The organism is Pigmentiphaga daeguensis (assembly GCF_039523035.1).
GTDB classification, from domain to species: Bacteria; Pseudomonadota; Gammaproteobacteria; order Burkholderiales; family Burkholderiaceae_B; genus Pigmentiphaga; species Pigmentiphaga daeguensis.
The window spans coordinates 170010-184559 of sequence record NZ_BAAAEN010000004.1 but is presented as its reverse complement, the minus strand read 5'-3'; the positions used below and the strand labels follow the sequence as shown (position 1 = coordinate 184559).

Here is a 14550-nt window from a genome sequence, read left to right as displayed (position 1 = left end):
GTATGAGACAGATTGCCACGGATCGATTGTAGGAGATGGAGTCAAGTTGTAAACTAGTCAGATGACTAGTCTTTTATGGGGTGCTGCATCATGAAAAGCTGGGCCATACAGGACGCAAAGGCGCGCTTCAGCGAGTTTCTTGAGGCGTGTCTCTCGGAGGGACCGCAGATGGTGACCAAGCGTGGAGCCGAAGCCGCGGTGCTCGTCCCCGCCGCCGAATGGAAACGCCTGCGTGCAGCGGCCAAGCCGTCGTTGAAGGAACTGCTGCTTTCGGATACCGCACGTACGGAGTGCCTCGTGCCGCCACGTGGGGCGGCACGGCGCCGACGCATTGCGCCTATTCGCTGAGCGCGCCGCATGTATCTGCTGGACACTAACGTCATTTCCGAATTGCGACGGCCGCGCCCGCATGGCGCCGTCGTCGCCTGGCTCCGGTCCATTGCCGATGGCGACCTTTATCTGTCTGCGGTCACGTTGGGAGAGATTGACGCCGGCATCGAACTGACGCGCGACCAGGATCCGGACAAGGCCGACGAAATCGCTCGCTGGGCCGATCTGGTGGCTGCCTCGTACAACGTCCTGCCCATGGATGCGGAAACCTTCAGGCGCTGGGCGCGACTGATGCACCGGCGCTCCGACACGCTGTATGAGGATGCGATGATTGCTGCCACCGCGCAGCAGCACCAACTGGTAGTGGTGACACGCAACGCCGGCGATTTCGCTCCCTTTGGGGTGGAGGTCTTTAATCCGTTCGAGGCGAAGGCGGGGTGATCGACAACTCGTCTGCGATGCTGCCGAAGTTCGCTTCTCCGTACTTAGCAGGAGGTAAAATCTTTCGAGTGTGGGTCACTTAGTTAGAAGCTGTCACGGATTACTTGGGTGGCTTCAGCCAGAGCAGCGCCTGCAAATTGTCCAAGGAACATCATGTTGACTCGTTTAAAGGTCGTCGGGTTCAAGAACCTGCGGGATATCGACGTCCAGTTTGGTCTGTTCACATGCATTGCCGGTGCCAATGGCGTCGGGAAATCGAATCTGTTCGATGCGATTACTTTCTTGTGCGATTTGGCGTCCATGCCGATTCTCAAGGCATGCAGCAATGTGCGCGGCACGCATGGTCGGGCGTCAGAGTTCGGGTCTCTGTTCTTCCATGAAAAGGGGAAGAAAGAGCTTCGGATGGAATTTCTTGCGGAAATGATTGTTCCCAATGAGGTTGTCGATGATTTCGACCGCAGTGTGAAGCCTACGGCAACGCTGCTGGAGTACTCATTGGTACTTCGACTCAATACCGAAGCTCCATCTGGCTCCTCCAAGGATCCGATCTACATCGAACACGAAGAGCTGCGTGCGAAGCCATCCAGCGAAGCGCAAAAATTTCTTTCTTTCAATGCTGGTGCTGATCTGGCCAAGAATAGAAAACTGATCTTTGGGCCCGGGGCGCGTACGTCTCCATTCATCGAAACAGACAGCAAGGATGCGGACACCACGATTTTGCTGCGCAGCGACCGTGGTGGTGGGCAGCCTCAGAAGATTTCCGCCCGCAAAAGCCCGCAAACCATTCTTTCCGGCGTTAATTTGTCGTCGCACCCGACAGCTTTGGCTGCCCGCCGGGAAATGCAGTCGTGGCGCATGCTGCAATTGGAGCCTTCGGCGTTGCGCGCGCCGGACGATGTATTTGGCGAAGCATCGCTTTCCTCTACGGGTGAGCATATGCCCAATACGTTGTTCCGTCTGGGCGGGTACAGCGACATCGCAAACAGATTGGCCGATCTGATTCCCGGCGTAACAGCCTTGGACGTAGATACCGACGAGACGCGGCAACAGCGCACACTGTCGGTGAAGATGAGTGATGGTCGTCCGTATTCCGCGAGTTCATTGTCGGACGGCACGCTTCGGTTCCTTGCGCTTGCAGTGCTTGCCAGTGATCCAGATGCCAAAGGACTGGTATGCCTGGAAGAGCCTGAGAACGGCATCCATCCTTTGCGCATTCCAGAGATGCTTCGCCTGGTCAAGGAGCTTTCTGATGCCGACCTGCAGGGAGAAGAGTTTGCCGTTCAGCATTCGCTGCGGCAGGTCATCATCAATACCCATTCGCCACTGGTTGTGGCCGAGCTTTTAGACGACGAATTGCTGTTTGCGGAGTCTTTGCGCCTGCGCGGGGCCTCGTTCGCAAACTTCAAACCGATTGGTGGAACTTGGCGCGCTCGTGCACCGGGCGCGTCCGATGCGGGATTCATCACACGGGGCGAGTTGCACGCCTACCTCTCTGGCATGAGGATGAGGTCGAAGAGCAATGGTCCGAAACACGTTGTGGACCATTTGCCGATTGAGACGCCAGATCTTTTTCAAAGTGCCTGATCGGGTGGTCCGTGTATGAAAACTCTGACAGTTACTCTACTCACCGATGGAACATCGGATCGGACTCTGCTACCCATTGTCCAGTTTCTCTTGGATGCATGGAGCCCGCTTCCCCATCGAACGCTATTCGCCGAAGGTCTTCATTCAGGCGCGCTCAAATTCAGGATTCCTCGGGTAATAGAGCTTTTCCCATGCGATTTGCTGTTTATTCACAGAGATGCAGAGCGCGAGCCCCTTGAGCAACGCGTTCAAGAAATCCGGACAGCGCTGGCCGAGTCTGCATCCCACTTTCCGCATATCTGCCTTGTGCCTGTGCGTATGACCGAAAGTTGGCTGCTGCTGGACGAATTAGCGATCCGTTCAGCAGCAGGCAATCCCGATGGACGTATCCCACTCAAACTCCCCAAGGCCGTTGCCGTGGAAGAGCTTGCAGACCCTAAGGGCAAACTGTTCGAATCGCTGGCGACCGCAGCCGAAGTGACGGGAAGGCATCGGCGACGGTTCAGTCCGGAAGCCGCACGGCATCGCGTGGCGGAGATTTTCGATCCAGGCATGCTGCGTCAACTTGCGTCTTTCCAGTTTGCTGAAGACCAAGTCAAAGAATTTTTTCGTACCAACTTCAGTGCGATCTCAGGACAAGCGCATGAAGCTACTCTGGGCCTATCAGAGCAGCGCAATAGGAGTCAGAGGTAGCGGGATCTTCCTCAGCATGTCGATGGGCAGATCGATCCCGAAATGTTCACGCAGCGCCGCCTGGAGCGCCTGCGGGCCGTCCAGTTCCTGTTCCCGGGCATGGCCGTCGGCCGCGCGGAATTTCAGGACCTTGCCGGACAAGGTCACCCGGCGACCCTTGGGCAGTACACGCGCCGCTGTGAGTCCTTGCAGGAAGTGCGAAGCGGGATGCGTGCTGGTGTACCAGTTCGCCACCTCGCGGTCGACCATGGGCATGTCCTCGCCGGTGAACTCGAAGACGTCGACCCACTGGCCGGCATGCTGCACCTGGTGGTACCACCTGCCGTCCTCGCGCACCAGGCGCCGCTCGTCGTGGGACGTGGCCTGGATCAGGCCATCCTCCAGACGCAGGGCGCGCGTGAGCGAGGTCGCGCCGACGCCGACATCGGTGATCCAGTCCTGCCCGTCCAGGGTCACCGCCAGCGTCAGGTGCGTGCGTTGAACCATGATGCTGCGATCGGTCGTGCCCAGGCGCACTCGCGCCGCCAGGGGGCGCGCGGCAAAGCCCAACTGCGCGAGCAGTTCCAGGAACAGGCCGTTCAGCTCGAAGCAATAGCCGCCGCGGCGCGCGGTGACGAGCTTGTCGTACAGGCGCTGGGGTTCGAGGTGGATGGGCCGGCGCAGCAGCACGTCCAGGTTCTCGAACGGAATGGATTGCGAGTGGGCGCTGGTCAGCGCGTCCAGCGTCGCGAGGGAAGGGGCCGTGGAGCCCTGGTATCCGAGCCGTGCCAGGTACGCGTCGATGTCGAACGTATTGCCCACCGGGTCTCCTTGTCGAGTCAGGCGGATGCCGCCTTCTGGAAGAAGACTAACAGGAGTAGCGCCGCGGCGAGTATCCAAACCGCGATGAACACGGCCGCGGCCACCCGGCTGACCGGCCGGCTCGACATGTCCGCGGCCGACCGCCTGAATTCGGCCATCAGGCCGGCGGGGATGAGGCGCACCACCAGCAGGATGCCGAGCGGAACGATGATGAGGTCGTCCAGGTATCCCAGCACGGGGATGAAGTCGGGAATGAGGTCGATGGGGGAGACCGCATAGGCGGCCACCAGCAGGGCGAGCACCTTGGCCATCCAGGGGGTGCGGGGATCCCGGGCCGCCAGCCAGACCGCGACGACGTCCTGCTTGATGCGCCGGGCCCACTGCTTCATCCGCTTGATCATGGCGCGTGTCCAGGCGTCACTTCATGTAGGACCGCACGGCGGCCACGACTTCTTCCAGGTCGGCCGCGCGGACGTCGGCGGGTACGTCGGCACGGCCCAGGTGTTCGCGGATGTGCCCTTCCAGCACCTCGGCCATCAGCCCGTTCACCGCGCCACGTATCGCGGCGATCTGCTGCAGGATCGCCACGCAGCCGGCTTCCTGGGTGAGGGCGGTCTCCAGGGCCGCGGCCTGTCCCTTGATCCGGCGCACGCGCGTCAGGAGCTGCTTCTGGTTGTGGAGGGTGTGTGCCATGGATGGCCGTCGCCTTTCATTGGAACTATACTGGGGTATAGTATATACACGATACACCGGAACGGGCCGCATCATGTCGACATCCCTCATTTCCCAGGATTGGACCCACAGTCACGTCTTCGACGAAGGCAATCCCCTGGCCGAACGCAACACCCGCCGGGCGGTGCTGCTCACGGCGGCGATGATGGTCGCCGAGATCGTGGGCGGCTACATGTTCAATTCGATGGCGTTGCTGGCCGACGGGTGGCACATGAGTTCCCACGCCCTGGCGCTGGGCCTGGCGGTGCTGGCCTACGGCGCGGCACGGCGCTACGCGAACGACGGACGCTTTGCGTTCGGGACCTGGAAGATCGAAGTGCTGGGCGGTTATACGAGCGCGCTGTTCCTGGCCGGCGTGGCCGCGCTGATGCTCTACGAATCCGTCCAGCGGCTGATGTCCCCCGCGACGATCCACTACGATCAAGCCATCGCCATCGCGGCCGTCGGCCTGCTCGTCAATCTCGCCTGCGCGTGGCTGTTGAAGGACGGGCATCACGGACACGATCACGGCCACGGACATGACCATCATCATGGGCATGACCACGACCACGAGCACGGCAGCGACCTGAACCTGCGTTCGGCCTACCTGCACGTCGTGGCCGATGCCGCCACGTCGGTGCTGGCCATCATCGCGCTGTTCGGCGGCAAGCTATGGGGGGCGGCCTGGCTGGATCCGGTCATGGGCATCGTCGGCGCCGGCCTGGTCGCCGTCTGGGCGTACGGCCTGCTGCGGGCCTCGGGAAAAGTCCTGCTCGATGCGGAAATGGATGCGCCCGTCGTGGCCGAGATCCGCGAGGTGGTCGCGGCCTGCCCGTTCAAGGCGACGATCACGGATCTCCACGTCTGGCGGGTCGGCAAGGGCAAGTATGCCTGCATCCTGGGTATCGTGACCGATACGCCGGCCACGCCTTCCTATTTCCGGGAAGCCTTGGCCATCCACGAGGAACTGGTCCACGTCACCGTGGAGGTCAATCGCATGCCGACCGTTCCGGCGGGCGCCAATCTGGCGTGAACAGGCCCTAATGGTCGTGAGCGCCTTCCTCTTCATCATCGTGAGGGGCGACGCCTTCGCGTGATTTCTTCAGCCATGCCTTGCCCTGTTCAAGGTCGATGGGAACGAGGTCACCTTCGAGGTAGGCCCGTCCCAGCCTGGCCTGGGCCACCGGGTTGCCCGCCTGGGCCGCGCGTTCCAGCCAGGCGACCGCTGTACGCGTATCCCTGGCGACTCCCCGGCCCGCCGCATAGGCCTGGTACAGGGCGTACTGGGACTTGGGGGAGCAGCGGTCATTCCCGGAGGCGGCCAACCGATGCCACTTGAATGCTTCCTTGTCGTCCCGCGGAGCGCCTCCCAGTCCCTGCCCATAGAAATCGCCCAGCATGCATTGCGCGATCACCGATCCGCCCGCCGCCGCCTTGCGGAACAGGCGGAACGCCTGGGAAAGATCCTTGGGTACGCGGTCGTTGCCGTTGTAGTACATGAAGGCAAGATCGACCTGCGCAGGGCCGTGCCCAAGCTCGGCAGCCTTGCTCATGTAGCCGAAAGACTTCTGGCGATCAAGCGCCGCGCCGGTCAGGCCACCGTAATGGCGTGCCATTTCGTATGCCGCCGCGGCATCGTCGCCGGGCCGCGCGCCGGGAATGTCTCCCCCGGCCGCTACGGCAAGCCATCCGCCCAGGACCAGCCACGCGGCCATGCGCGCGGGCACGGCCGTTTCTCGCGGCCGTGGCCCTGTCCCGTCGACGGCCTTAGCGGAAGGCATCGGCGACGTTGGCCGGCACGACGATCTCGCTCGCCGGCGTAAGCGACAGCGTGACTGTCCGGCCCTTGGCGACCCTGGCCAGGACGGCTTGTGCCTCGGCCAGGCTGTTCAGGCGCTGGGTCCGCAGGTACTCGGGCGGGTGGAAGGTGCCCGTGGCCGCATGCACCGATTCGACCGGACCGCCGTCATAGGTGATCTCGGTGCCCATACCCGGACTTGCCTGCTTGTATCCTGGGGGGATGTAGCCCTTGTATGTGCTGTCCTGCACGTCGACTGCAACCTGGACGTAGAAGCCGCCAGGGTCGTTCACGTAGCTGTCCGTCGGGATCACGATGCCATTGGCCAGCAGCGGGATCGACGGGTTCTTGTTCTGGGCGCCGACGAAGCCCTGGATGATTTTCCCTTCGTCAAGCAGTGTCGCCCGGACGTTGGCCAGGCCCGCTTCCCGGCCAGGCTTGAAGGGGCCCGAGGTCTCTATGCTCTTGTACGAGCGGTTGGCTTCATCGCTGGCCCGGTACGAGGCCACCGAGCGACGTTTCTCCAATTGGTTGGCGAATTCGCTCGTGATCTTGCCGCCGCCCAGGACCGGCGCATCGTAGACCCTGGAGGTCATCGCCTCCATCATCGTGAGTTGCTTTCCGGCGTTGGCCGGATCCCGGTTGTAGGCCTTGAGCGCCTGGTAGACCTCGACGATGGGATACTGATTGGTATGCTGCGGCGCCACGAAATCCACTTCGACGGTGCTCTGCAGGTAGCTGAAGCCGTGCTGGAAGGACAGGCGGCGCCAACCGTTGGCGGCAGTCGGGGAGTTCAGGCCGTTGAAGCCATACCCGCCGTGATAGCCGAAGGTGTAGAACTTGCCGTCTGCCGGATTCTTCACGCGAAAGAGCATGTTGGTGGACCCCGGCGTGTGGCCGGGCGACCAGATCACCATGATCTTCACGTTGCCGAAGTCGTACCACCGGTCGTAGTCGTAGAACTTGTTGGTGCGGGCACGCAGGGCGGTTTCCGATTCGGGCAGGGCGCCGGGGATGTCCCACGCGTTGCCTTGCAGGTCGCTCTTGACGCCCGCCACGTCCTCTTTCGACGCCCAGACGTCCATGGTCTTGCCGGCGTTGTCCATCATCTTGAGCTGCTCGACGGCCGTGCCGTAGTGGTCGGCGTGGCCATGCGTGAGCCACAGGTCGGTGACCGACCGGGGGTCTATCCCCACCAGCTCCATGTTCTTCCAGTATTGGTAGCCGCTGTTGGGCCAGCCCGCGTCGATCTTGATGACCTTGTCGTCGGAGGTGTCCGCGGTCCCCATGTCGGCCTTCAGCACGTACGAGGCCACTTCGTTGTCGCCGACGTAGTACATGGTGTTCTTCACCATCTCGAACGGCTCGGTGCTGCGGCTGTAGGGCGCGGAGGATACCGAGGTCGCGTTGATGGCCACGTAGGGCAGGCCTGAAACCGGATCGATGCCCTTGTCCCCCAGCATGGGGCTTTGCGTGGGAACGTCCCAGGTGGGTTTGCCATCGGATTTGGAGGGCGGGGTGAAGTACCAGATCGCCACGACCTTGGCGCGATCCGCGTTCAAGTAGTTGTCGTCGAACAGCAGATATGCGGCCTGGCGCGAGGTGGTGCCATAGTGGTAGTCGGCGGTGACGGGGATGGCGCCGAACGTGGACGTCTCGCTTTTTGGCGTAGTCCTCGGTGTTGACGTTGAAGACCCTTGCATCGGAAGCGACGGTGTAGGTTTCCTCGTAGCGCTTGATCGGCTTGGCATACGCCCGGCCCGCCTGGTCCGCGGTGACTGTCGTGCCGTCGCCGACCGTGATGGTCGACCCGGTCTTGCCGTAGACCCATCCGGCGGCCACCATGGGCCCCGGGGCGCCGTCGTTGCGGGTGACCGCCGCGCCGTACTTCTGCAGGTTGAACTGGGCAGCCGACGACGAGCCCTTGGACAGGATCACGTTGAAGGCAGGCGAACCGTCCTCGGGCACGATGACGGTACCGGCCGGGGATGCGAGCCAGTCCACGAGATTGCCCGGCACGAGCCCGTCCTTGATCGCCGCCGCACGTTCCGGCGTGCTGGGGGCGGTGGACAGCGTCTTCAGGCCCGTCTGCGTCAGGATGGTGACGTGTACGGTCTGCCTGCCGCCGGAATCGGTTTCCAGATGGGGAAGGCCTTGGACCAGGCCGGCCGTTCGGAACGAAACCGTCGCTCCCGGCGGACCCGGGCGCACGGGACCTGCGCTTCCGTCGTCGCCCCCGCCACAGCCAGCCAGAAGGGCCGCGGCGATGAACGCCGGCAGCAGTTTTCCTGCCTGTCGCGATGCAGTGCTCATCTTGCTTGTCTCCTTGGTGTTCTTGTGCAAGTCGGAATGATTGGCCGCCCCGGCGGCTTTCTTCAGCGGACCAGGCAGGGTTTCTTGTTGTCGAACCTCCAGCCCGGTATCAGGTACTGCATGGCCATGGCATCGTCGCGTGCGCCCAGGCCGTGCCGTTTGTAGAGTTGGTGCGCCTGCTCGACCGCGTCCATGTCGAGTTCGATGCCCAGCCCGGGAGCCTGGGGCAGTTCGATGCGGCCGCCGCGGATCTGCAGCGGATTGCGCGTCAGATTCTGGCCGTCCTGCCATATCCAGTGCGTGTCGAGCGCGGTGACCCGGCCCGGCGCGGCCGCTCCCACGTGGGTGAACATCGCCAGCGAGATGTCGAAATGATTGTTGGAATGCGAGCCCCAGGTCAGGCCGAACGCCTGGCAGGCCTGGGCGACGCGCACCGAGCCCTGCAGGGTCCAGAAGTGCGGATCGGCAAGGGGAATGTCGACGGATTGCAGCGACAGGGCGTGTGCCATTTCACGCCAGTCGGTGGCGACCATGTTGGTGGCCGTGGGCAGTCCGGTTGCCCGCCGGAACTCGGCCATGGTCTCGCGGCCGGAGTACGTGCCCTCGGCGCCGCAGGGGTCCTCCGCATAGGCCATCACGCCATGCATGTCGCGGCACAGGCGGATGGCGTCGCGCAGCAGCCAGCCGCCATTGGGATCGAGCGTGATGCGCGCCCTGGGAAAGCGTTCATGCAGGGCGTGGATGGCCTCGATCTCTTCCTCGCCGCGCAGCGCTCCGCCCTTGAGCTTGAAGTCCTCGAATCCATAGCGCCGATAGGCGGCTTCGGCCAGCCCGACGATGGCCTCGGGCGTCAGCGCCTTTTCGTGCCGCAGGCGCAGCCAGTCGTCCGCTTCCTCCGGAGCGCTGGCGTAGGGCAGCGGGGTTTGCGCGCGGTCGCCCACGTAGAACAGGTAGCCCAGCATCTGCACCGACGTGCGTTGTATGCCTTCGCCCAGCAGCGCGGCCACCGGCACCTCCAGGTGCTGGCCCAGCAGATCGAGCAGCGCCGATTCGACAGCCGTGACGGCGTGGATGGCAACGCGCAGGTCGAACGTCTGGTGCCCGCGGCCCGCGTCGTCGCGGCCAGCGAAGGTATTGCGCATCCGGTTGAGCGTGTCGGTATAGCGGCCGATGGAGCTGCCGACGATGAAGTCGCGCGCGTCTTCCAGCGTCGCGCGGATGTTCTCGCCGCCCGGTACTTCGCCCACGCCGGTATGGCCGGCGCTGTCGGTCAGGATGACCAGGTTGCGAGTGAAGTAGGGCGCATGGGCACCGCTGAGGTTGAGCAGCATGGAGTCGCGGCCGGCCACCGGAACCACCCGCATGCGGGTGACGGTGGGCGTGTGTCCGGCTGGCGGGAAAGCAGAAGGCATGATCGTTTCCGGGGCGGTCGCGTTATTGGATGGAGATGTTTCCGGTCTCGATCACTTCCTTCCAGCGCGCGCTTTCCTGCCGTTGGAAGCGTGTGAACTCATCGCTCGAGTTCGCCACGACTTCCAGGCCGACGTCGGTGAAAGGCTTGCTGACGGCGGGATCCTTGATGGCGTCGGTCAGCGCGGCCGAGATCTGGTTGCGCAGGTCGGCCGGCAATCCCTTGGGCGCGACGACGGCTTGCCAGGAATAGACCACCAGGCCGGGCACCGCCGCTTCGGCGAAGGTGGGCACGTCGGGCAGCACCTGCGAGCGGGTGTTGCCCGTGACGGCGATGGCCTTGAGCTTGCCGGCCTTGATGTGGGGCAGTACGGCGTTGACGTTCTGGAACGACATGTCGACCTGGTTGCCCAGCAGGTCGGCGATGGCGGGCGCGCCGCCCTTGTACGGAACGTGCAGTCCCTTCGTCCCGGTTTTCTGCCAGAACAGTTCCGCGGTCAGGTGGTCCGACGAGCCCGCCCCCGAGGTGGCGAAGCTGACCGCCCCCGGCCGGGACCGGAGCAGCGAGAGGACATCCTGGACGTTGCCCACCTTGGGCGCCAGGGAAGGGCTGACCACCAGGACATTGGGGGCCTGCACGGCGACGGTAAGGTAGGTGAAGTCCTTGGCCGGAGCATAGGGCAGGTCCTTCATCAGGTGTTCCGCGACGACCAGCGGCGCGAGCGAGGTGACCATGAGCGTGTAGCCGTCCGGCACCGCGCGGGCGACCTGCGCGGCCCCTATGGTGCCGGTGGCGCCGGCCTTGTTCTCGACCACGAAGGATTGCTTGAGCCGTTCCTGCAGCTTGTTGGCGACGGCACGCGCCACCGAGTCCGTCGCGCCGCCCGGCGGGAAGGGGACCACCATGGTCACCGGCTTGTCGGGCCAGGCGTGGGCTGCGCCGGAGGCTGCCGCCAGGGCCATCCCGATTATCCATGCGCGTGCTTTGGCGTTCATGTCGTCTCCGTATTCTTGTGAATGTTAACGTTACCAATCCGGGATGTCAGCGTTGTTCATGACTTGTTAACGTTAACATCCGCGTGGGCAGAATGTATGATCCCGGGCCGTGGAGACGCCATAGGTGGAAACCCAGGTCCCGTGGATCGCTATCGGCGGGCGCGCCGGGTTAGCCTTTCGTCTCATGTCCTACCCGTACCGCCGCCACGCCGCCGATGTCTGCCTCCGTTCGTAAGCCTGCCTCTGTTTCCGACCAGCCGGCCGAGCGGGCGCGGGTGACCGTGCGCGAAGTGGCCCAGGCGGCCGGCGTCTCGATGATCACCGTATCGCGTGCCATCAATACGCCGCAGCAGGTTTCCCCGGCCACGCTGGAGAAGGTCAATGCCGCCATCGCGGCGCTGGGCTACGTGCCGAATCTGATGGCGGGCGCGCTGCGGCTGTCGCGCAGCCATCTGGTGACCGTGCTGGTGCCGTCGGTCGCGGGGTCCTTGTTCGCGGGCATGCTGACGGCCCTGACGGAGTCGCTCGATGCGCGGGGCTACCAGCTCATGGTGGGGCAGAGCGGCTACGACGTACCGCGCGAGGACGCGCTGCTGCGGGCCATCATCGGCCGTCGCCCCGACGGCATCGTGCTGACCGGCGTCATGCATTCGCCGCAGGGGCGCCGCCTGCTCCAGGCTTCCGGCATCCCCGTCGTCGAGACCTGGGACACCACGGCCACGCCCATCGACATGCTGTTGAGCGTGTCGCACGAGCAGATCGGCGCGGCCGTCAGCCGTTATCTGTTCGAGGCCGGCAAGACCCGTCTGGCGGTGTTGAGCGGGGATGACGAGCGGGCGCACCTGCGCGCCGCGAGCTACGTGCGTGCGGCGCTCGCAATGGGCCTGCCCGAGCCCGTCGCGCTTTATCTGCCCGCGCCGACCACGCATGCGCAGGGACGCGAGGGCCTGCGCGCGCTGCGGCGCAGCGGCAAGGACATCGACGGCGTCTTCTGCACATCCGACCTGATGGCGGCGGGCGTCCTTACCGAGGCCATGGTGCAGGGCGTGGACGTGCCCGGACAACTGGCCGTCGTCGGTTTCGGCGACATGGATATCGCCGCGTCGATGTCGCCTTCCATCACCTCGGTGCACGTGGACGGGGCCGCGATCGGGGCCAAGGCCGCGGAAATGATCGCGGCCCGCGCCGGCGGACAGCGGCCGGCGGCATCCATCGTCGAGATCGGCTTCCGCATCGTCGCGCGCGAAAGCGCCTGACGGGTTCCGGCCGCGTCCGGGAATCGCGTCGATTAAACTTCCGGCCGATCCGCGATGAAGGTTTGCATGGACATAGAAATCAACGAAGAACTGCGGGCTTACATCGATCCGCTGAGCGAAGACGAGTACGCCGCGCTGGAGGGCAGCCTGCTGGCCGAAGGGTGCCGCGATGCGCTGGTGCTGTGGGGCAACGTGCTGGTCGATGGGCACAACCGCTACGGCATATGCAGGAAGCACGGCATCGAATTCCGGACCGTGCAGAACACGACGTTCCGTTCGATGGATGACGTGCGGCTCTGGATGATAGACAACCACCTGGGCCGGCGCAGCATTTCCGACTACCAGCGGGGCGTGCTGGCCTTGCGCAAGAAGGACATCCTGCAGGCGCGGGCGGCCGCCGCACCGGCCCCCGCCGCGCCGGCGGACGCCGCCGAGACGCCGCCCACGCGGGATGGCGGCGCGCCCGCCGAGCCGGCACGGCCTGCGATGGCGACGCGCGAGGCGGTGGCCCGGGCCGCCCGGCTCAGCACGGCCACCGTCGCCCAGATCGAGCAGATACAGAAAGCGGCCGCGCCCGAACTCGTGGCCGCGGTCAAGTCGGGCACCATCTCCATCAGCGCGGCGGCGGCCGTCGCCACGCTGCCGGCCGAGGAGCAGGTCGTGGCCGTGGCTGGCGGCAAGGACGAGCTGCGGCGCGCGGCGCGCCAGGTGCGCGAAAAGAAGGCCAGGGCCCGTCCGGCGGATGAGCCGGCGGCGGCCGGGGGCGGGGAAGGGGAGGACGACCTGCCGCCCGAGAGTACCGATGTGGCAGAGCTCCAGGGCCTGGTGCGCGCACTCAGGGCCGAGAATGCCGACTTGAAGCGGAAGGTGGCGAATCTGACCGTGGCGCTGAAGGAAGCGCGCGGCGCGAAGGCCGAGAGCGGCATGTAACCAAGGGTTCCCGCGTCATTTACAGAGCTTACATGTAGATTACACGTCCCGAACACTCTCCGCCGTATGCTCGCCCCGCGTTCACGCTTTACCGAAAGGAGGTCGTCGTGGCGAACAACAGATTTCCATATGGCATGCTGGCTCTGGGATGCGCGGGGGCATTGGGATTGGCGGCATGCGGCGGCGGAGACGGCTCGTCCGCTCCCCCCCAGGCACGCTGCAAGTCTCGATGACCGATGCGCCTGCCTGTGGCTTCGATCATGTCTTCGTAACCGTCAGTAAGATCCGTGTGAACGGCAATCCGAACGTCGATGTCATCCGGCCGTTCACCGTTGCGCCCGATACGCTGACCGATCTCGTACTGGACTTCGATGCCTGTAAGTCCATCGTCGCGCGCGGCAATGGCGGCTTCAATCTCAAGCCCGTGGTGACCGCCATTCCCATCGTGGTGAGCGGCAAGGTGGTCGGCTACGCGCCGGCCGGTTCGCGCGTCTATGCCGAGCGCGGCGGCGAGGTCGTCAAGGGCACCGTGGCCACGAGCGAAGGCGCGTTCACGCTGTCGCCCATCGAACAGAGCAGCACGGCCGGCAACGTCGACGTCGTGGTCGTGCCGCCGGCATCGGCCGCGCGCGGCGTAGGCATCATCCGGTCGGTGCCGGTGGTGGCCGGAGCCAGCACGACGGTCTCCACGTCGACGGCGCCGATCGCTCCGCCGCCGTCGGCCTTCAACACCGTGTCGGGAACCGTGACGCCGTTGAGCGCCGAAGCGTCGCTGCGCGCCTTGCAGACGACGGGCGGGGCGAAGTTCGAAGTGGCCTCGACGTTCGCCAACCTGGCGACCGGCGCCTATGGCATGAACCTGCCCGCCGCCGCGCCGGTGGTCGGCACCTACCAGACCACGCTGCCCATTCCCCTGGTCCCGGACGCGACCGTGGCCGGACGCTACACGATAGAGGCCACGACTTCGACGGGCGCCGTGAAGTCCTCGTCCGTCGATATCGGTACGGGACCGGCAACGCGGGACTTCGCGTTCTGATCGGTACGCAAGGAGCAATCATGAAATCCATCCTGACCGCCATCGTTGCGGCGACCGCGCTGGGCGGATGCGCGGTGTACACCCCGGGAGGGGCCGTCGTGGCCCCGGCGCCGGGGTACTACTACGATTCGCCGGGGTATTACTACGAGTATCAACCGGCCTACCGGGGCGGTTATCCCGGGCCGCGCTTCTGCCCGCCGGGACAGGCGAAGAAGGGCCGTTGCTAGCAGAGTAAGAGCGGAGGCGCCGCT

General features: G+C 64.7%; 14 protein-coding genes and 2 pseudogenes. 9 read left to right on the top strand and 7 right to left on the bottom strand.

Annotated elements, in window-relative coordinates:
• The first annotated feature begins 90 nt into the window (after window positions 1-90).
• The 4 genes from ABD104_RS07600 (at window position 91) to ABD104_RS07585 (ending at window position 3048) form a co-directional block, all read left to right on the top strand.
• Window positions 91-348 (top strand): type II toxin-antitoxin system Phd/YefM family antitoxin, encoded by a 258-nt coding sequence (locus ABD104_RS07600; RefSeq protein WP_087841819.1) that lies wholly within the window; start codon window positions 91-93, stop codon window positions 346-348.
• A gap of 9 nt (window positions 349-357) precedes the next feature.
• A complete protein-coding gene (locus ABD104_RS07595; protein ID WP_132980415.1) occupies window positions 358-771 on the top strand; it encodes a type II toxin-antitoxin system VapC family toxin in 414 nt (137 codons plus the stop codon).
• Between the two features lie 153 nt (window positions 772-924).
• A complete protein-coding gene (locus ABD104_RS07590; RefSeq protein ID WP_132980416.1) occupies window positions 925-2355 on the top strand; it encodes an AAA family ATPase in 1431 nt (476 codons plus the stop codon).
• 15 nt (window positions 2356-2370) lie between these two features.
• Complete coding sequence (locus ABD104_RS07585; protein WP_132980417.1) at window positions 2371-3048, top strand: DUF4276 family protein; 678 nt, start codon at window positions 2371-2373, stop codon at window positions 3046-3048.
• Here ABD104_RS07585 and ABD104_RS07580 read toward each other — a convergent pair.
• From ABD104_RS07580 to ABD104_RS07570, 3 genes and pseudogenes are all read right to left on the bottom strand, one after another.
• Entirely contained in the window at window positions 3019-3849 is an 831-nt protein-coding gene (locus ABD104_RS07580) for an arylamine N-acetyltransferase family protein (RefSeq protein WP_132980418.1), read from the bottom strand. The two genes, ABD104_RS07585 and ABD104_RS07580, sit on opposite strands and share 30 nt — an antisense overlap.
• 17 nt (window positions 3850-3866) lie before the next feature.
• Window positions 3867-4241 (bottom strand): annotated as a pseudogene (locus ABD104_RS07575) (YkvA family protein); the annotation flags it as partial.
• A gap of 25 nt (window positions 4242-4266) precedes the next feature.
• The gene (locus ABD104_RS07570; protein WP_087841777.1) at window positions 4267-4542 is read right to left on the bottom strand and encodes a metal/formaldehyde-sensitive transcriptional repressor; all 276 of its coding nucleotides are present in this window, start codon (window positions 4540-4542) and stop codon (window positions 4267-4269) included.
• Between the two features lie 73 nt (window positions 4543-4615).
• Here ABD104_RS07570 and dmeF point away from each other — a divergent pair, with 73 nt between their 5' ends.
• Window positions 4616-5593 carry a CDF family Co(II)/Ni(II) efflux transporter DmeF gene (gene dmeF / locus ABD104_RS07565; protein WP_087841776.1) on the top strand — a complete coding sequence of 326 codons (978 nt, stop codon included), beginning with the start codon at window positions 4616-4618 and terminating at the stop codon, window positions 5591-5593.
• 7 nt (window positions 5594-5600) lie between these two features.
• Here the strand turns inward: dmeF and ABD104_RS07560 are convergent, their stop codons facing one another.
• From ABD104_RS07560 to ABD104_RS07545, 4 genes are all read right to left on the bottom strand, one after another.
• Window positions 5601-6287, bottom strand: coding sequence for a tetratricopeptide repeat protein (locus ABD104_RS07560; protein ID WP_279813881.1), 687 nt, complete (start codon window positions 6285-6287; stop codon window positions 5601-5603).
• 40 nt (window positions 6288-6327) lie between these two features.
• Complete coding sequence (locus tag ABD104_RS07555; RefSeq protein WP_343927333.1) at window positions 6328-8061, bottom strand: MBL fold metallo-hydrolase; 1734 nt, start codon at window positions 8059-8061, stop codon at window positions 6328-6330.
• Window positions 8062-8733: 672 nt separating this feature from the next.
• The gene (gene gudD, locus ABD104_RS07550; RefSeq protein ID WP_087841773.1) at window positions 8734-10083 is read right to left on the bottom strand and encodes a glucarate dehydratase; all 1350 of its coding nucleotides are present in this window, start codon (window positions 10081-10083) and stop codon (window positions 8734-8736) included.
• Between the two features lie 22 nt (window positions 10084-10105).
• Window positions 10106-11077 (bottom strand): Bug family tripartite tricarboxylate transporter substrate binding protein, encoded by a 972-nt coding sequence (locus tag ABD104_RS07545; protein WP_087841772.1) that lies wholly within the window; start codon window positions 11075-11077, stop codon window positions 10106-10108.
• Between the two features lie 215 nt (window positions 11078-11292).
• Between ABD104_RS07545 and ABD104_RS07540 the strand changes: the two genes are divergently transcribed.
• The 4 genes and pseudogenes from ABD104_RS07540 (at window position 11293) to ABD104_RS07525 (ending at window position 14526) form a co-directional block, all read left to right on the top strand.
• On the top strand, window positions 11293-12333 hold the full coding sequence (locus tag ABD104_RS07540) for a LacI family DNA-binding transcriptional regulator (protein WP_087841771.1): 1041 nt from the start codon (window positions 11293-11295) through the stop codon (window positions 12331-12333).
• Window positions 12334-12399: 66 nt separating this feature from the next.
• Window positions 12400-13263 carry a hypothetical protein gene (locus ABD104_RS07535; protein WP_343927332.1) on the top strand — a complete coding sequence of 288 codons (864 nt, stop codon included), beginning with the start codon at window positions 12400-12402 and terminating at the stop codon, window positions 13261-13263.
• A 134-nt stretch (window positions 13264-13397) separates the two neighbouring features.
• A pseudogene (locus tag ABD104_RS07530) lies at window positions 13398-14299 on the top strand (DUF4382 domain-containing protein).
• Window positions 14300-14319: 20 nt separating this feature from the next.
• The gene (locus ABD104_RS07525; protein WP_087839232.1) at window positions 14320-14526 is read left to right on the top strand and encodes a hypothetical protein; all 207 of its coding nucleotides are present in this window, start codon (window positions 14320-14322) and stop codon (window positions 14524-14526) included.
• Window positions 14527-14550: the final 24 nt, after the last annotated feature.